Annotated in this window: 18 protein-coding genes; all 18 read left to right on the forward strand. The window is 66.5% G+C overall.

What is annotated here, in order from left to right:
- The first annotated feature begins 106 nt into the window (after positions 1 to 106).
- The 18 genes from flgF (at position 107) to V5F53_RS01950 (ending at position 17,667) form a co-directional block, all read left to right on the forward strand.
- Positions 107 to 832, forward strand: coding sequence for a flagellar basal-body rod protein FlgF (flgF, locus tag V5F53_RS01865; protein ID WP_393998108.1), 726 nt, complete (start codon positions 107 to 109; stop codon positions 830 to 832).
- A gap of 70 nt (positions 833 to 902) precedes the next feature.
- Complete coding sequence (gene fliI / locus V5F53_RS01870; protein WP_393998107.1) at positions 903 to 2,225, forward strand: flagellar protein export ATPase FliI; 1,323 nt, start codon at positions 903 to 905, stop codon at positions 2,223 to 2,225.
- 87 nt (positions 2,226 to 2,312) lie between these two features.
- A complete protein-coding gene (locus V5F53_RS01875; protein ID WP_393998106.1) occupies positions 2,313 to 3,632 on the forward strand; it encodes a flagellar hook protein FlgE in 1,320 nt (439 codons plus the stop codon).
- 25 nt (positions 3,633 to 3,657) lie between these two features.
- Entirely contained in the window at positions 3,658 to 5,112 is a 1,455-nt protein-coding gene (flgK, locus tag V5F53_RS01880; protein ID WP_393998105.1) for a flagellar hook-associated protein FlgK, read from the forward strand.
- A 5-nt stretch (positions 5,113 to 5,117) separates the two neighbouring features.
- Complete coding sequence (locus V5F53_RS01885; RefSeq protein ID WP_393998104.1) at positions 5,118 to 6,155, forward strand: flagellar hook-associated family protein; 1,038 nt, start codon at positions 5,118 to 5,120, stop codon at positions 6,153 to 6,155.
- A gap of 20 nt (positions 6,156 to 6,175) precedes the next feature.
- A complete protein-coding gene (flaF, locus tag V5F53_RS01890; RefSeq protein WP_393998103.1) occupies positions 6,176 to 6,523 on the forward strand; it encodes a flagellar biosynthesis regulator FlaF in 348 nt (115 codons plus the stop codon).
- Positions 6,520 to 6,939 carry a flagellar biosynthesis repressor FlbT gene (gene flbT / locus V5F53_RS01895; protein ID WP_393998102.1) on the forward strand — a complete coding sequence of 140 codons (420 nt, stop codon included), beginning with the start codon at positions 6,520 to 6,522 and terminating at the stop codon, positions 6,937 to 6,939. The genes flaF and flbT overlap by 4 nt, the downstream gene beginning before the upstream one ends.
- 55 nt (positions 6,940 to 6,994) lie before the next feature.
- Positions 6,995 to 7,408, forward strand: coding sequence for a flagellar hook assembly protein FlgD (flgD, locus tag V5F53_RS01900; RefSeq protein WP_393998101.1), 414 nt, complete (start codon positions 6,995 to 6,997; stop codon positions 7,406 to 7,408).
- Positions 7,405 to 7,671, forward strand: coding sequence for a flagellar biosynthesis protein FliQ (fliQ, locus tag V5F53_RS01905; RefSeq protein ID WP_393998100.1), 267 nt, complete (start codon positions 7,405 to 7,407; stop codon positions 7,669 to 7,671). The genes flgD and fliQ overlap by 4 nt, the downstream gene beginning before the upstream one ends.
- 145 nt (positions 7,672 to 7,816) lie before the next feature.
- Positions 7,817 to 9,898: a flagellar biosynthesis protein FlhA gene (gene flhA / locus V5F53_RS01910; RefSeq protein ID WP_393998099.1), complete on the forward strand. Its 2,082-nt coding sequence runs from the start codon at positions 7,817 to 7,819 to the stop codon at positions 9,896 to 9,898.
- A complete protein-coding gene (locus V5F53_RS01915; protein ID WP_393998098.1) occupies positions 9,895 to 10,647 on the forward strand; it encodes a flagellar biosynthetic protein FliR in 753 nt (250 codons plus the stop codon). The genes flhA and V5F53_RS01915 overlap by 4 nt, the downstream gene beginning before the upstream one ends.
- A gap of 9 nt (positions 10,648 to 10,656) precedes the next feature.
- A complete protein-coding gene (locus tag V5F53_RS01920) occupies positions 10,657 to 11,058 on the forward strand; it encodes a hypothetical protein (protein ID WP_393998097.1) in 402 nt (133 codons plus the stop codon).
- A gap of 50 nt (positions 11,059 to 11,108) precedes the next feature.
- Positions 11,109 to 11,648 carry a rod-binding protein gene (locus V5F53_RS01925; protein WP_393998096.1) on the forward strand — a complete coding sequence of 180 codons (540 nt, stop codon included), beginning with the start codon at positions 11,109 to 11,111 and terminating at the stop codon, positions 11,646 to 11,648.
- A complete protein-coding gene (locus V5F53_RS01930; protein ID WP_393998095.1) occupies positions 11,645 to 12,028 on the forward strand; it encodes a hypothetical protein in 384 nt (127 codons plus the stop codon). The genes V5F53_RS01925 and V5F53_RS01930 overlap by 4 nt, the downstream gene beginning before the upstream one ends.
- Complete coding sequence (locus V5F53_RS01935; protein WP_393998094.1) at positions 12,025 to 12,525, forward strand: hypothetical protein; 501 nt, start codon at positions 12,025 to 12,027, stop codon at positions 12,523 to 12,525. The genes V5F53_RS01930 and V5F53_RS01935 overlap by 4 nt, the downstream gene beginning before the upstream one ends.
- 24 nt (positions 12,526 to 12,549) lie before the next feature.
- The gene (locus V5F53_RS01940) at positions 12,550 to 14,226 is read left to right on the forward strand and encodes a methyl-accepting chemotaxis protein (protein WP_393998093.1); all 1,677 of its coding nucleotides are present in this window, start codon (positions 12,550 to 12,552) and stop codon (positions 14,224 to 14,226) included.
- A gap of 100 nt (positions 14,227 to 14,326) precedes the next feature.
- Positions 14,327 to 17,176, forward strand: coding sequence for a hybrid sensor histidine kinase/response regulator (locus V5F53_RS01945; RefSeq protein WP_393998092.1), 2,850 nt, complete (start codon positions 14,327 to 14,329; stop codon positions 17,174 to 17,176).
- Positions 17,173 to 17,667: a chemotaxis protein CheW gene (locus tag V5F53_RS01950; RefSeq protein WP_393998091.1), complete on the forward strand. Its 495-nt coding sequence runs from the start codon at positions 17,173 to 17,175 to the stop codon at positions 17,665 to 17,667. The genes V5F53_RS01945 and V5F53_RS01950 overlap by 4 nt, the downstream gene beginning before the upstream one ends.
- The last annotated feature ends 61 nt before the right edge of the window (positions 17,668 to 17,728 follow it).

Consider the following 17,728-nt stretch of genomic DNA (forward strand, 5'->3'; position numbering starts at 1 on the left):
CGGTGGCCGGGTCGGTCGGGGCAGGCTCGCACAAGCCTCGGCGGTGCATAGTCGGGGTAACGAGGCGTTCTCTCGTTCATCCTCGACCTGAAGTCCGGGAGCTGGCGTGTCATCCAATCTCTACGTCGCCCTGTCCGCCCAGATCGCCGCCGACCGGCGGCTCGCCACCGTGGCGAACAATGTGGCGAACATGAACACGCCCGGCTTCAGGGCCGAGCAGGTGCGCTTTACCGAGCTGCTGTCGCAGACCAGCTCGGACAAGACCTCCTATGTGTCCCCGGGCGAGACATTTACCTCCCTGCGGTCGGGCGCGATCACCCAGACCGGCAACCCGCTTGATCTGGCGGTGGAGGGCGAGGGCTGGTTCGCCGTGCGCACCTCCAGCGGCGTCGGTTACACCCGCGACGGGCGCATGCGCATGACCCCCGAGGGCGCGCTTCAGACCATGAGCGGGATGCCGGTGCTCGATGTCGGCGGCGCCCCCCTGATGGTCGACCCCAATGGCGGTACGCTGCGGATCGGCGAGGATGGCTCGATTTTCCAGAACAGCCGGCCGGTGGCCCGGGTGGGCCTGTTCACCATGGCCGCGGGGGCCAAGCTGGACCGGCATGATGGTGTGACCATGCGTCCCAGCCAGCCGGCGGCCCTGGTGCAGGAGTTTACCCGCAATCAGATCCGCCAGGGCTATGTCGAGGGGGCGAATGTGGAGCCGGTCATGGAAATGACCCGCCTGATCTCGCTGCAGCGGGCGTTCGAGCAGGCGGCCAGCGCCGTTCAGCAGACCGAGGAAAGCACCACTAGCGCCATCCGCCAGCTTGGCCCGTCGAGCTGACGCGCCGCTCCCGCGCGGCGTGGGTCAAACCAGGATAGGGCGGCCGCGGGTCGCCCGGGGGCAGTGAGAGATGAACGGACTGGAGCGTCTCGCCGCCGTGGTCGAAGCCGGGCTGGAGGAGTGTCCGCCGGTTCGCGTCGGCGGCGTGGTGCGTCAGGTGGCGCCCACCCATTTCGAGGTCTCCGGCCTCTCCCGCGTGCTCAAGCTGGGCGAGCGGGTCGGCTTCGAGAGCGACGGGGCGATGCGGTACGGGGAAGTGGTGCGCATCGACGGCGCGGCGGCGGTGGTCAAGCCGTTCGACGGCCAGGTGCATGTGGGCCTCGGCGCGCGCGCCTATCGGGTGGGGCCGCTGATGCTGCGGCCGTCGCACCAGTGGAAGGGGCGGGTGGTGAACGCCCTGGGGCAGGCGCTGGACGGGCAGGGCCCGCTGCCGAGCGGGCCACGCGCCATGCCGCTGGATCGGGATCCGCCGGCGGCCATGGCCCGGGCGCGGATCGAGCGGCCGCTGCGCACCGGCGTGCGCGCGGTGGATATCTTCACGCCCCTGTGCCACGGCCAGCGCATGGGCATCTTCGCCGGGTCCGGCGTCGGCAAGTCCACGCTTCTGTCCATGTTCGCGGGCAGCGCGGGGTTCGACACGGTGGTGGTGGCGCTGGTGGGCGAGCGCGGCCGCGAGGTGCGCGAATTCCTGGAAGGGCCGCTGGCGCCCAATCGCGCCCGGGCGGTGGTGGTGGTGTCCACCTCCGACGAGAGCCCGATGATGCGGCGGATGGCGCCCCAGGCGGCGCTGGCGGTGGCCGAGCATTTTCGCGACGCCGGCGAGAATGTGCTGCTGATCGTGGATTCGGTCACGCGCTACGCCCATGCCGCGCGCGACGTGGCGCTGGCGGCGGGCGAGCCGGCGGTGGCGCGCGGCTATGCCCCCAGCGTCTTTTCCACCCTGCCCAAGCTGCTGGAGCGGGCGGGGCCGGGCGAGGAGGGGCGGGGCTCGATCACCGGCATCTTCTCGGTGCTGGTGGATGGCGACGACCATAACGATCCGGTGGCGGATGCCATCCGCGGCACGCTCGACGGGCATATCGTGCTCGACCGCGCCATCGCCGACCAGGGGCGCTTTCCCGCCGTGAATGTGCTGCGCTCGGTGTCGCGCCTCGCCAATCTGGTGTGGACCGAGCCCGAGCGCGAGCTGGTGCGCCGGCTGCGGGCCATGATTGCCCGCTTCGAGGACACGCGCGACCTGCGTCTCATGGGCGGATACCAGATGGGCAGCGATCCCGAGCTGGACCAGGCCATCGGCGCCGTGCCGCGCATCTACGACGCCTTGCGGCAGAACCCTGGGACACCGCCGAGCCGGGACCCGTTCGCCGATCTCGCCGTGGCGCTGCGGGCCTGATTCCGGCAGCTTCGCACAAGCCATTTAGGATCAAATGACCCCCCAACAGGCGACCAGGGTGGCCATCGTTTTCGGGAGCTGAGCGAAATGAGCCTTTACAGTATGCTGCGCACGAGCGTGTCGGGTATGGGCGCGCAGTCGAACCTCCTCGGCACCGTGGGCGACAATATCGCCAACGCCGGCACCACCGGCTACAAGAACGCCGGTGCCGCGTTCTCCAGCGTCATGCTGGCCACCGCCGGTACCGGCGACTACCAGTCCGGCTCGGTCGACACGACGGTCACCTACGGGATCTCCAAGCAGGGTGGCCTGAACTACACCGACAAGACCAGCACCGACCTCGCGGTGCAGGGCAATGGCTTCTTCCTGGTGGCCGATTCCACCGGCGGAACCCTGCTGACGCGCGCCGGCGACTTCACGCTTGATGCCTCGACCGGTGAGCTGAAGAACAGCGCGGGCTATACGCTGCTGGGCTATTCGTTGGCGCCGGACGCTGCGACGGGCTCGACCAACAGCACCGTCGGCTTGGTGCCGGTGAATGTGGGGGCGACTTCGGTCACCGCGACTGCGTCGAGTTCGGGGACTTTCACCGCGAACCTGCCGTCGACTGCGAAACCGACGGATGGTAAGTTTACCTCCACTTTGACCGTCTTTGATGCGCTCGGCGCGGAGCGGTCGGTGGAGATGACCTTTGAGAAGGGGTCGACGTCATCTTCGGGTGTCAGTACATGGAAGCTGTCCGTCGGAGAGGACGCGGCTCTTCAGTATTCTACTTCTACAACAACTACTTTTGATTATGCGGAGTTGTCTTTCGATTCCAGTGGCATTTTGACCGGTGTGGTTGGTTATCGTACGGTTTCAGTTGGCACGCCGCCTGTCGATACCCTCACGCCTACAACGCTTGATCCGGCCGCGCTGTCGGTCATTGTGGAAAATTCGCAGGCGTCCGGTGGCGGCGCGAAGACTTCGGTCTCGCTTGATATATCCAACATGACGCAGAAGGCGACGGACTTTTCAGTTTTGACCGCAGTCGTGAATGGTAATTCCGCCTCCGTCATCAAGGATGTGGCGATCGAGAGCGATGGTACTGTGTATGGCGTGAATGAGCAGGGTGAGAAGTTCAGCATCTACAAGATTCCGCTCGGCTTTGTGGCGAGCACTGACAATCTGACGCCGGTGACGGGCAACGCCTACACGACCAACCTGCAGTCCGGTCCCCTGCAGATCGGCACCGCCGAGCAGAATGGTCTGGGTGCCATCCGCTCCGGCGCTACGGAGAATTCCACGGTGGACACCGCCACGGAATTGACCACCATGATTATCGCTCAGCGCGATTACACCGCGAATTCCAAGGTCTTCCAGACCGGCGCGGAATTGCTTGACGTTCTCATGAACCTCAAGCGCTGATCCGCGAAGCATTTGGGGGGTCGTCATGAGTCTGTCTGCTGCCTTCGATACGGCGCGGTCGTCGCTGCAAACCACGTCGTCACGCTTGTCCGTGTCGGCGCGCAATGTGGCGTCGGCGGACGATTCCTCGGTTTCGCGCAAGATCGCCGTCGTCACCACCAATGGCGACGGCACCACCCGCGTGGTCGGCATCACGCGGGCCACCGATTCGGCCTTGTTCGAGCGGATGCTCTCGGCCACCTCTTCCAGCGCCAAGCTCAGCGCCATCAATGATGGCCTGACGGTGCTGCAGCAGACCATCGGCGACACCGAGAGCGAAACGTCGCCGGCGGCGCTGCTCAGCGCCTTCTCTGACGCCTTGTCCACGGCGGCGAACACCCCCGACAGCTCGACCCTGGCGCAGGCGGCCGTCACCGCGGCCCAGGATCTGGCGCAGTCGCTGAACGATGCCACCACGGCGGTGCAGCAGGTGCGCACCGATGCGGATTCGAGCATCGCCACCTCCGTCAGCCGCGTGAACGAGCTGCTGACCCAGTTCAAGGCGCTCAACGATTCCGTGGTCGAAGGCTCGGCCAACGGGCGGGACGTGACCGACGCCATGGACAAGCGGGACGCGGTCCTGTCGCAGCTGTCCGAGGAGATGGGGATCGCCACCCTGACCCGGGCCAACAACGACATCGCCATCTACACCGACAGCGGCGTGACCTTGTTCGACAAGTCGGCCCGCGCCGTGACCTTCCAGGCCTCGGGCGCGCTCGATGCGACCACCTCGGGCAACGCGGTCTATGTGGACGGCGTGGCGGTGGCGGGGCCGGGCGCCAGCACGTCCATGGCCCTGAAGTCCGGCACCATCGTCGGTCTCGCCACGCTGCGCGACGACATCACGGTCACCTATCAGGCGCAGCTGGACGAGGTCGCGCGCGGCCTTATCTCCGCCTTCGAGGAGAGCGACCAGAGCGGCTCGGGCGGGGCGACGCTGGAGGGGCTCTTCACGTCCGGCGGGGGCGATGCCTCGGTGTCGGGAATTGCCGGCACGCTTTCGGTGAACGCTGCCGCGGACGCCAGCCGCGGCGGCTCGCCGCTGACGCTGCGCGATGGCGGAATGAACGGCAGCGACTATGTCTACAATACGAATTCGGAGGCCAGCTTTTCGAGCCGGCTGACCGCTCTCGTCGATGCGCTGGGTTCGTCCCGGACCTATGATTCCTCGACGCAACTGCAGAGCGGCACCACTCTCGCCAAGTTCGCGACGAATTCGGTGAGCTGGCTGGAGGGGCAGCGCTCCACCGTGTCCTCGTCCCTCGACCGGCAGAGCGCGGTGCTGTCGCAGACCTCCACTGCTCTGTCGTCGGCGACGGGGGTCAATCTGGACGAGGAATACGCGCTTCAGCTCCAGTTGGAGCGCAGCTACCAGGCTGCTTCCAAGCTAATCAGCGTGGTGAATGATCTGTACGACAATCTGTTCGCCGCGATCGGGTGACGCAAATGAAGAGCTCTTATATTTCGACCTTGGCCTGGACCAGCAGCGCCATGTCGTCGGTCAGCCGGCTCCAGACCGAGATTTCCAAGACGACCAAGGAAATCGCCAGCGGGCGCCACGCCGACGTCGGCCTGACGCTGGGTTTGAAGACCGGGCAGAGCGTGTCGCTCTATGCCACCCAGGCGTCGATCACCGCGCAGACGCAGAGCAACACATTCGCCGCCAGCGTGCTCAGCACCACCCAGACGGCGCGCTCGCATATTCTGGAGAACGCCAACAGCTTCCTGGCGGATCTGGTGACCGGCTCCTCGTCCTTCGCCGACGACAGCACGCTGGTGTCGCAGGCTGACAGCACGCTGTCGACGCTGATTTCGGCGCTGAATACGTCGGACGGCGAACGTTATGTGTTCGGCGGCACCAACAGCGGCGTGGTGCCCATGGCCGAGTATGACAACGGTCCGGCGACGGCGGTGAACGATGCTTTCTACGCAGCGTTCGGCATGTATCCGGACGATGCCAATGTGAGCAGCATTTCCGCCAGCGACCTGACCACGTTCCTGGATGGCGACTTTGCAGCTCTCTTCGGCGATCCCGGTTGGAGCAACACCTGGTCGAGCGCTTCGGATACGGTGTTGACCAGCAAGATCTCCAATTCGTCGCGTGTGGATATCGCTTCCACGGCGAATGAAGAAGGCATGCGGAACCTCACGATGGCGGCGACCATGGTCGCCAAGCTCGGCACGGCGAACTTGTCCGCCGCGGCGCGGGAGGTGCTGCTCAGCAAGGCAACCACCGCGGCCGGCGCGGCGGTGACGCAGATTACTCAAGAGAGCGCGAACCTCGGTATTTCCCAGAACCGCATCACCCAGGCGAACAAGGTCTTGACCGAAAGCAAGACATTGGTCGCCACCCGGCTGACGAGCCTGGAGGGCGTGGATACCGCGGAAGCCAAGACAAGACTGGATACAATGACGACGCAGCTTCAGATGTCGTATTCGACGACCGCGAAGTTGATGCAGTTGTCGCTTCTCAACTACGTCTGATCCGACGCAAGAGGACCGCCATGTATAAATTCGCATATGCGGAAATTCTCGACGAGGCAGGGTCCACGAGTCGGGAGCGCGAGCGCGAGGCACTGGACCACGCGATGGATCTGCTGGCGGACGCGAAGGCCGCGGGTCCCGATTCCAATGAAATGAGGACCGCGCTGCTGACGGTGCAGAAGCTTTGGCGCTTCTTCATCGCCGACCTCGCGGACACACAGAATGAGCTGCCTCAGGCGTTGCGGGTGAATCTGGCTTCGCTTGGACTTTGGATCATTCAGGAAGCGGATCGCATTCTCAACGACCCGTCGCGGGACGTGGGACTCCTGATTGACGTGAACAAGACCATTAGGGATGGGCTGAAATGAACAAGGCCATGCATATCTCGCTGAAGGCGGGCGAAAAGATCTATATCAACGGCGCCGTCTTCCGCGCGGATCGCAAGGTGAACATCGAGCTGCTGAACGATGCGGTTTTCCTCCTGGAAGGCCACGTGATGCAGGTGAAGGACACGACGACCCCGCTGCGCCAGCTTTATTTCATTGTCCAGTCCATTCTCATGGACCCGGTCAATGCCGACGAGGCGCGGCAAATGGCGGTGTGCCATCTGGCGGAATTGGTGAAGGCGTACACCAACCAGGAAGTGCTCTCGCAGCTGCTGGTGGTGAATTCGCTGCTGGCCAATGATCGCTGCTTCGAGGTCCTGCGCCTGGTGCGGCAGCTGCTGCCGCTTGAGGACACGATCATCGGCGAGGCGGCGGCGCAGCAGAGCGAAGTCGCTTGAGCACGGGCTCGGGCCACCGTCGTCTTGCCGGGGCGAATACGGGAAGGATGCCGCGATGACTTCAGTCAGCAGTACAACAGGCGTCACAGGCACGACGCAGTCGTCGTCGAAGTCGTCCACCGCGTCGGCGACGTCCATCGATTACGATACCTTCCTGAAGCTGCTGGTGGCTCAGCTGGAGAACCAGGATCCGACGAACCCGATGGATTCGACGGAATACCTGTCCCAGCTTGCCTCCTTCTCGCAGGTCGAGCAGCAGATCCAGACCAACAACAAGCTGGACACGATGCTGACCGCCTCCGCGCTCCAGACTGCTGATTCAGCGATCGGCAAGACCCTGACCTCGGCGGACGGCAGCGTGTCGGGCACGGTCTCGTCGGTGAAGATCACCAGCGACGGCATCGTGGCGACCCTCACCAGCGGCAAGACCATCACCATCGAAGACGGCGTGACGCTGAGCGGCTCGTGAACGAGGCGGACGCGCTCGACCTGGTCAACACGGCCATCTGGACCGTGCTCGTCGCCGCCGGTCCCTCGGTGGCGGCGGCCATGGTGGTCGGCATTCTGGTGGCGTTGTTCCAGGCGTTGACCCAGATCCAGGAAATGACGCTGACCTTCATTCCGAAGATCATCGCGGTGCTGGTGGTTGCGGCCTTGACCGGCTCTTTCATGGGGTCGCAGATCATGGCCTTCACCGAGGAGATCTATGGCCGCATTGCCACCGGCTATTGATTGGGCGGTTCCAGCGCGTCCCTGCGGGCAAAGCTCCGGGGACGCGCTTTAGTTTGGTGTCTTCACGCGATTTCGGACGCAAGACCGCTGCACATTCTTGCCGGACTTGCCCTGGGGCCTTTTGTGTCCCGCGGAGATTGAGCGCATGGCCGATATTCCCGTCTCCGATGCCGCGACGCGTTCCCGCCGCGATATCGGCTTCGCCATGGGCATCGTGGCGATCCTCGGGATCATGTTCCTGCCCATCCCGCCGATGCTCATCGACATCGGGCTGGCGCTGTCCATCGCGCTTTCGGTGCTGATCCTGATGGTGGCGCTGTGGATCAACAAGCCGCTTGAATTCTCGTCCTTTCCCACCGTCCTGCTGATCGCCACCCTGTTGCGGCTGGGCCTGGGCGTGGCTACCACCCGCCTCATCCTGTCGCACGGCAGCGACGGCGTGCACGCCGCCGGCCGCATCATCGCCGGCTTTTCACAACTGGTCATGAGCGGCGACTTCGTGATCGGCATCGTGGTGTTCGTGATCCTGGTGACGGTCAACTTCCTCGTCATCACCAAGGGCGCGACCCGCATCGCCGAGGTGGGCGCGCGCTTCACCCTCGATGCCATTCCCGGCAAGCAGATGGCCATCGACGCCGATCTCAACGCCGGGTTGATCGACGACCGTGAGGCACAGCGCCGGCGCTCGGAGCTGGAGGAGGAAAGCGCCTTCTTCGGCTCCATGGACGGCGCCTCGAAATTCGTGCGCGGCGAGGCGGTAGCCAGCCTCATCATCATCGCGGTGAATATCTTCGGCGGCATCATCATCGGCGTCACCCGCCACGGCATGCCCATTGGCGACGCAGCCAACATCTTCACCCGCCTTTCGGTGGGCGACGGCCTGGTGGCGCAGATCCCGGCGCTCATCGTGTCGCTGGCGGCGGGCCTGCTGGTGTCCAAGGGCGGCACCAAGGGGCGTGCCGAAACAGCGGTCCTGGGGCAGCTCGGCGCGTACCCGCGGGCGCTGTTCGTGGCGTCGGGGCTCATGTTCGCCATGGCGCTGGTGCCCGGCCTGCCGCTCGCCCCGTTCGCCCTGCTGGGCGGCGTCATGGCCTTTGTCGGCTACTCCATTCCCAAGCAGCTGGCGCGGAAGGCGGCCATCGACGCGGAGAAGGAAGAGGCCGAGCGGCAAAGGAAGGAGCAGGAGGCGCGCGATTCGGTGAAGGAGAGCCTGCGCACGCCGGAGATCGAGGTGTGCGTGGGCAAGCAGCTGGCTGGCCACGTGCTGCGCACGCCGACGGAGCTCAACAATCGCATCGGCAAGATGCGGCGCAAGTTCGCCATGCGCTACGGCTTCGTGGTGCCAGACATCCGCATGACGGAAAGCCTGTCGGTCCAGACCAAGAGCTATCAGATCAAGATCCACGGCACGGCGGTGGCGGTGCAGGAAATGCGGATCGGCGAGATGCTGGTGGTGGTGGGCGATGGCCCCAAGCCCGACGTGCCGGGCGAGGAGGTGCGCGAGCCCGCCTTCGGCATGAAGGCCATGTGGGTGGCGGAGGCCTATGCCAGCGAGGTCAAGCGGGAGGGGTTCGCGCCGGTCGACAACCTGACCGTGATCCTCACGCATTTGAGCGAGGTGATCGCCAACAACCTGCCTCAGCTGCTGTCCTACAAGGACATGAGGGGGCTGCTGGACCGCCTCGATCCCGAGTACAAGCGGTTGATCGACGACATCTGCCCGGCCCAGATCTCGTTCTCCGGCCTGCAGGCGGTGCTGAAGCTCCTGCTCGCCGAGCGGGTGTCCATCCGCAACCTGAACCTCATCCTGGAAGCCATCGCCGAAATCGTGCCGCACGCCCGGCGTTCGGAACAGGTGGCGGAGCATGTGCGCATGCGCATGGCGCAGCAGATCTGCGGTGATCTGTCCGATGGCGGCGTGCTGAACGTGCTCCGGCTCGGCGGCAAATGGGACCTGGCGTTCCATCAGAGCCTGAAGCGCGATGCCAAGGGCGAGGTGATCGAGTTCGACATCGACCCGCGGCTGGTCGAGCAGTTCGGCGCCGACGCCGGAGCGGCCATTCGCGAGCGCATGAAGACCGGCGGCAACTTCGTCCTGGTCACCGCCCCCGATGCGCGGCCCTATGTGCGCATGATCGTGGAGCGCATGTTCCCCGCCCTGCCGGTGCTCTCGCATGTGGAGATCGCGCGTGGCGTGGAGATCCGCTCGCTCGGAACCATATCGTGAACGAGGCGGCCAGCGTCGCGGTCTTGACCGCCATGCTGGTGTTCTGCCGGATCGGCGCCTGCCTGATGCTGCTGCCGGGCGTGGGCGGGCGGAATCTGCCGGAGCGGTTCCGCCTGTTCCTGGCGTTCGCCCTCACCCTGGCCTTCGTGCCGGTGCTTTACGGCGCGGTGGCGCCGCGGGTGGAACTGGTGGCGCCGGGACGCCTGGTGGCGATGATCTTCGCCGAGGTGCTGACGGGCGCGCTCCTCGGGCTCCTGGTGCGCATCTATATTTCGGCGCTGGAGACGCTGACCAATTTCGTGGCCCAGGCGGTGGGATTGGCGGGCATTGCCGGCATGTCCGTCGAAGACACCTCGCTTCCCTCGCTGGCCACCCTGATCGGCTTCGCCGCGGTCGCCCTCATCTTCATCATGGATCTGCACCTGGAGGTGGTTCGGGGCCTGCTCGACAGCTACCGGGCGATTCCAGCGGGGAACCTGCTGAACCTCGGCGCCGGGCTGGCGAGCGTGGTCGATCAATTCTCCGCATCCTTCCTCGTGGCCTTGCGCATCTCCGGCCCGTTTGTGCTTTACTCCATTGGTATCAATATCGCGGTGGGTCTCATTAACAAGTTCACGCCGCAGATCGCGGTCTATTTCATAGCCGGGCCGTTCATCACCGCCGGAGGGCTGCTCCTGCTCTACATGAGCATGTCGCAGTTCCTCTCGCTGTTCATGCTGGCTCTTGGCAACTGGCTGCGGGCGCAGTGAGGGGGCGGGATGAAGGAGCGGCTGAAGAAGGCGGAGCGGATCCGTTCCGTGCGGGAGCAGTTGCAGCGGGCGGCCGAATGGCGGCTGGCGGCGGCCACCCGCGAGCGGGCGGCCCTTGAGGAGACCCGCGGCGCCCTGCTGGCGACGCTGGCCGACGATCTGTTCGGCCCCCTGCTGCTGGAGCAGGCGGCGCGCCATCTGAACCGGGTGGCGGTCGAGGCCGCTCGAGCGGAGGCGTACCAGAGGCAGCAGGAACTGCGGGTGCGCGACGAGGCGCTGGCGCTGAAACGGGCCGAGCGCATGGAGGAGAACGCCCGCCGTGCCGCGAACGCGGCGGACGAGCGGGCCCACACCGCGGAGATCGCGGAGACGAGCGCGCTGCGGTCGCCGCCGGATGCAAGCTCCACATAAGCATACCCCGTCAGCATGTCTTGGTACGTGACCACACGGGAGCGCTCCTGATGGGCATAAGCCCCCCCACCGATCTCGTCTTTGATGTGATGCGCGCCGCCGACACCGGCCGCGCCCAGCAGGTCGTGAGCAAGCTCAAGGCCTTGTCGAGCGGCGATTCGGCGGACTTCAGCGCGGCTCTGGCGCAGACGGGGGAAACAGGGGGCGGCGTCAATCCGGTGGCCGACGATCAGGCAAAGGCGCTGGCGGCGATCCCGAGTGGCTTGGCGTTCTCCGGGATGAGCCTCACCACCCTGCGCAATGCTCACGCCCTTAGCGGGCGCGCCGTCAATCAGTTCGCCACCACCCAGCCGGAGGCGGCCACCCTCAAGAAGTTCGAAGGCATGGTGCTCTCGAAGTTCCTCGACACCATGATGCCGGCGACCTCCAGCGTGTTCGGCAGCGGCATCGCCGGCTCGACCTGGAAGAGCATGTTGACCGAGAAGATGGGCGAGAGCATCGCCCAGTCCGGCGGCATCGGCATCGCCGCGACCATGGCCCGGGCCGCCGCGGCACGGAACGCTGGGGACAAGTCCGGAGGCTCGACATGAGCGCTCCGGCCGGGGGGGCTGTGGTTCCGGCGGTTGCCACCCTGCTGAGCGCCATCGAGCATCTCGAGGATACGATCGACGCGGAAAATTCCGCATTCGAGGCGGGCGTTCCGTTCGATATCGACGAGATCAACCGACGCAAGAGCCGCTGTCTGCTGGAGCTCAGCCGGGCCGCCCGGGCGATGCCGCCGGGTTCGGATCCGGAGCTGGCGGCGCGTGTGGCCGGCCTGAAGGCCAAGCTTGAGCGCAATTGCTACATCCTCTCGGTGCAGTTGGCGGCGGCGCAGGAGGTCGCTTCGATTCTGGATGAGGCGATGCGCGAGGCGGAATCGGACGGGACCTATTCCGCCGCGATGGGGCGCAGCGAGAGGTCTCGATGATCCGGTTTCTCATCATTGGCATCTGGGTCTGCATGGTGGCATTGGCGTCGAGTTACGCAGCGGCATATTGGGTGACGGGAGCCGACAGCACCAAGTCGGAGGACTCCTACCTCGCCGGCCTGGAGTATCGACGCCTGCCGGTGGTCACCATCCCGATGATCATCGACGGTTCGGTGAAGGGCTATGTGGTGGCGAAGCTCGTCATCACGGCCGATGCCGGCGAGCTGCGCAAGCTGCCGATCGATCCCAGCATCTTCGCCGTGAATGCGGCGTTTCAGGAAATCTACGTGAACGGCCGCATCGAGAGCGGCAAGATGTCCAAATACAACCTTCCCGACATGTTGGCCCGGATCAAGCAGGCGACCAACGCCCACCTGAATGGGGATGTGGTCCACGAAGTGCTCGTGGACTCGCTGAATTTCATCGACAAGACAGATATGCGCAGTGGGCCGCCGGCCGCATCGGCGTCGGCGGATGACGAGCGGCCCCGGCGCTGAGGTGGCTGGAGCAGGGGGGCAAGGATGAAGATCGCGGGGAAGATCTATTCCATAGTTGCGGTTCTGGGTGTGTCCGCGCTCGTCATTTGCGGCGCGGCGGTGGTTGGGCTGATTGAAGTTTCCGGCGTGGCGGCGAAGGTCGACAACGTGTGGCACCGGGCGTTCCTGGCCGAGCGGCTCAGCAAGGACGTGGCGATGGTCACGGTGAACACGCGCGGCGTGTATGTGGCGCGGACCGATGCCGACGTGCGGGTGGCGGCGAACGAGGCGGAGAAGTCGCTTGCGCAGCTGACCCTCGGTGTCGACGAGCTCAAGGCGGTGACCCCGCCCGACGCCTCGGCGGACGTGTTGCAATTGGCGACCGACCTCAAGGCATTTCGGGAGCTGGTGTCGGCCATCCTGAAGGCGGCGCTGGCGGACGGCCCGCAGGCGGCCCTCAACGCCGGCAGCGGCCTCGCCGCGAACGCCGCGACCCGGGCAGCCCTTCAGCGCAGCATCGAGCGCGTGACCGCCGACATCCGTGCCAAGCTGGACCCGCTGCGCGAGGAGCAGGAATCGACCCGCCGGACCACCATGTGGATGCTGATCCTGTTCACCGTGGTGGGCGTGGCGGCGGGCGTCGCCGTGGCGCTCTACATTGGCACGCGCAAGCTCAGCCAGCCGCTGCAGCAGGTGTCCGACGCCATCCAGCGTCTGGCCGGCGGCGACCATGACGTGGCGCTGGCGGTGAAGCGCCCGCGGGACGAGATCGGCGAGCTTTGGAACGCCACCGAGCTTCTGCGCGACGAGTTGAGGGCGGCGGAATCGGCCCGTGGCGAACAGCGGGAGGCGGCGGCCCGCGCCGGCGACGAGAAGCGCGCGGTGATGCACCGCCTGGCGGAGGAGTTCGACCGCGCGGTGACCGGCGTGGTGCAGACGGTGTCCGAAGCGGTCGGGGTGCTGGAACGCAACGCCGGCGCCATGCGCAATTCCGCCGAGGAGACCTCGCGCCAGTCCACGGTGGTCGCCGCGGCGGCCGAGCAGGCGACCAGCAACGTGCAGACCGCGGCGTCAGCCGCGGAGGAACTCGCGGCGTCGGTGCGTGAGATCAGCAGCCAGGTGACCATCTCCGCCAAGGTGGCCCGTGAAGCCACCAGCCAGGCCAATGGCACCGCCGAGGTGGTGCGGGGGCTCGCCGCCAGCGCCGGGCGTATCGGCCAGGTGGTCAACCTGATCACCGACATCGCCTCCCAGACCAATCTGCTGGCTCTCAACGCCACCATCGAGGCGGCGCGCGCGGGCGATGCGGGACGCGGATTCGCCGTGGTCGCGCAGGAGGTGAAGAGCCTCGCGGAGCAGACGTCCAAGGCGACCGAGGAGATTTCCGGGCAGATCGGCGAGGTGCAGCGGGCGACGGACGAAGTGGTGCGCGCCATCGAGGCGATCAGCGGCACGATCCATCGCATCGACGAGATCTCCAGCGCCATCGCCGCGGCCATCGAGGAGCAGGGCACGGCCACCGGCGAGATCGCGCACAATGTGCATCAGGCGGCGCAGGGAACGCAGGAGGTGTCCTCCTCCATCTCCGGCGTCAGCAGCGCGGCGGCCGATACCGGCCGCGCGTCGGGGGATATCGTGCATGCGGCCTCGGACCTGTCGTCGCAGGCAACCCATCTGCGCACCCAGGTGACCGCGTTCGTTGAACGGGTTCGCGCGGCCTGACCCTGGCGTGGTGGTGAATACGGCCCGCGCCGCCGCTTGCGGCGCGGGAAATTATGGCCAAGCTTAGGCGGGCGCCGCCTGTCCTCCCGGAGTTGAGATCATGGACGACCTGTTGCAGGAGTTCCTGACGGAGACCAACGAAAGCCTCGACGTGGCCGACGTCGAGCTGGTCAAGTTTGAACAGGACCCGAACAACGCGGAAATCCTGAACAACATTTTCCGTCTCGTGCACACCATCAAGGGCACATGCGGCTTCATCGGCCTGTCGCGTCTGGCGGCGCTCGCGCACGCGGCGGAGACGCTGATGGGCAAGTTCCGCGATGGCCGGCCGGTGACCGCCGATGCGGTGAGCCTGGTGCTCACCACGGTGGACCGAATCAAGTGGCTTCTCGCCGCCATCGAGGACGCCAATGGGCAGGAGCCGGAAGGCGGCGATGCCGATCTGATCGGCCTTCTGGAGGCGCTCGCCGCCGCCGAGCCCCCGCCCCCCGAGCCTGTTCCCGCGCCGCCTCCAGTGGAGGCGGCGCCGCAGGCCCTGGAGCGCGAGCTGCTGCCGGGCGAAGTGCCGCTCGACGAGCTGGAGCGCCTGTTCCGCGAGACGGAGGTCGAGCTTCCGGTGCGTGGCAAGGACAAGGCCGCCGCCGTGCCGAAAGCGGAGCCCGAGGCGTCCACCGCTTCCTCCGCCGCCGCAACCGGCGCCTCCGTGCCGGCGCCGGTGTCGGGTTCCGTGGCCGTGAGCGTCGGCAAGACCGGAGCCGTCACCGTGGCCGAGGTGGCCGCGACGCCGGTGGCCGCCGCCCGGTCCACGCCGCCCGCCGCCAAGCCGCGCGGACCAGGCGCGGTGCCGGCGGGAGCGGGAGCCGCCGGTGACGAGCCGGCCCATGCCTCCGCCGTCTCTGCGCAGACCATCCGCGTGAGCGTGGGCGTGCTGGAACAGCTCATGACCATGGTGTCGGAGCTGGTGCTGACCCGCAATCAGCTGATGGAAATCGCCCGGCGGGAAGGTGATTCGGAATACAAGGTCTCCTTGCAGCGTCTCTCCAACGTCACTGGCGAGCTCCAGGACGCGGTGATGCGGGCCCGCATGCAGCCCATCGGCAATGCCTGGCAGAAGCTGCCGCGCATCGTGCGCGACCTGGGCCAGGAACTGGGCAAGCACATCGAGCTTGAGCAGATCGGCGCCGACACCGAGCTCGACCGGCAGGTGCTGGACCAGATCAAGGACCCGCTCACGCACATGGTGCGCAATTCGGCGGACCATGGCCTGGAAAGCCCGGAGGAGCGCCGCGCCGCGGGCAAGCCGGAGAAGGGCACGATCCGCCTCTCCGCCTACCACGAAGGCGGCCATGTGATCGTCGAGATCGCCGACGACGGGCGGGGCCTCAATGTCTCCCGCATCAAGGCGAAGATCGTCGAGAAGGGGCTCGCGACTGCCACCGAAGTCCAGAAGATGACGGACGTCCAGGCGTTCCGCTACATCTTCCAGGCCGGCTTCTCCACCGCTGACAAGGTTACCAGCGTGTCGGGCCGCGGCGTCGGCATGGACGTGGTGCGCACCAATATCGAGGCCATCGGCGGCACCATCGAGGTGCATTCCAAGCCGGGGCAGGGCTCGGTCTTCGTCATCAAGATCCCGCTGACTTTGGCCATTGTGCCGGCGCTCATCGTACGCGCCGCGGGCGAACGCTTCGCCTTGCCGCAGAGCGCCGTCGTGGAACTGGTCCGGGTCCAGCCCGGCACCGACCATTCGGTGACCTGCCTGAACGACGTGCCGGTGCTGTGCCTGCGCGACAAGCTGCTGCCGATCGTCTCTCTCGGGTCGCTGCTCGGCCTGTCCTCGGCGGCCGAGGCACGGCGCGCCGACCAGTGGACCGATGCCCTGGTGGTGGTGCTGCGGGTGGCGGCCGAAACCTTCGGCGTGGTGGTGGACGCCGTGTCACACACCGAGGAGATCGTGGTGAAGCCCATGTCGTCGGCGTTGCGGCAGGTGCCGATGGTGTCTGGCTGCACCATCCTGGGTGACGGTCGGGTCATCATGATTGTCGATCCCTCGGGCCTTGCCCACAGCGCCGCGGCGCGGGGAACGGAGGCGTCCGAAATCGCGCTTGGGGCCACCGAGGCGGCACAGCGCACGTCGGCGGAGGAGCGGACCTCGCTGCTGCTGTTCCGGGCCGGCTCCGCGGAGCCGAAGGCGGTGCCCCTGGGGCTCGTCACCCGCATCGAGGAACTCGATGTGTCGGGCATCGAGCGCGTCAAGGGCTATCCGGTCATCCAGTATCGCGGCGCGCTGATCCCGGTGCTGTATGCGAACGAGGAGGTGGGCCGCGTCAAGGACGGGGCCCAGCCGATGCTCGTCTTCTCCGAGGCCGGGCGGGTCATGGGCCTGCTGGTGGACGAGATCGTGGACATCGTCGAGACCGACCTCGACATGCAGCTCTCGCCATCGGGCATGCCGGAGGTGCTGGGCGCGGCGGTGGTCGCGGGCCAGGCCACCGAGATCCTCGACGTGGGCTTCTATATTCACGTGGCGTTCGGCGAGCGGTTCGACCGGCTGACGCGCGGCGCGGCGCGGCCGAAGCTGCTGCTGGTGGACGACAGCCCGTTCCATCGCGATCTGCTGACCCCGGTGCTGAAGGGCAATGGCTACGAGGTCACCACCTGCGCGTCGGCGCGCGAAGCCCTGGATCATCTGGAGGGCGGCGGCGGCTTCGATGCCATCGTCAGCGAGCTGGAACTGCCGGACATGGACGGCTTCGCCCTTGCGGCCGCGGTTCGCGACAATCCCCGCAACCGTGACCTGCCGATCATCGCGGTCAGCTCGGCGCGGGATCGCGACGCGATCGAGAGGGGGCGGGCGGCCGGTTTCACGGACTATGTGGCACGCTATGACCGCACCGGCCTCATTGCAGCGCTGAAGGAATTCGCCGGACGACAGGGAGCTGCCGCATGAGCGACTACGATTCGGCCCAGACGGGAAGTCCGACGGGGGCCTATCAGCAGTATGTCACGGTGCGGATCGGGCCGCAGCTGTTCGGCCTGCCGATCCAGACCGTGCATGAGGTGTTCGCTCCCGATTCGATCACCCGCGTTCCGCTAGCGCCGCCAGCCATCGCGGGGGTGCTGAACCTGCGTGGGCGCATCGTCACCATGCTCAACATGCGGTGCCTGCTCGGGCTGCCTCCGGCGGAGGGGAAGGGCATGGCGGTCGGCATCGAGTATGAGGGGGAGGCCTTTGGCCTGATGATCGACGACGTGGGCGAGGTGCTCGGCCTCGACGGCGCCAAGCGGGAGGCGAACCCGGCAAACCTCGAATCCCGCTGGGCGTCGGTGGCCGCGGGCGTTCATCGGCTTTCCGGCGGGTTGATGCTGATCTTGAATGTCGAGCTCGTGTTGCGCGGCGCGGTCGCCGGTCAGCCGCAGCTCGCGGTCTCCGGCTTCTGACGGCGGCCACGAGGCACCGGGCGAGCGGCGGCTGGCGCGATCGGCGTCACCCGCCGCAACG

The sequence above is a fragment of the Xanthobacter cornucopiae genome, assembly GCF_043195065.2.
Classification (GTDB): domain Bacteria; phylum Pseudomonadota; class Alphaproteobacteria; order Rhizobiales; family Xanthobacteraceae; genus Xanthobacter.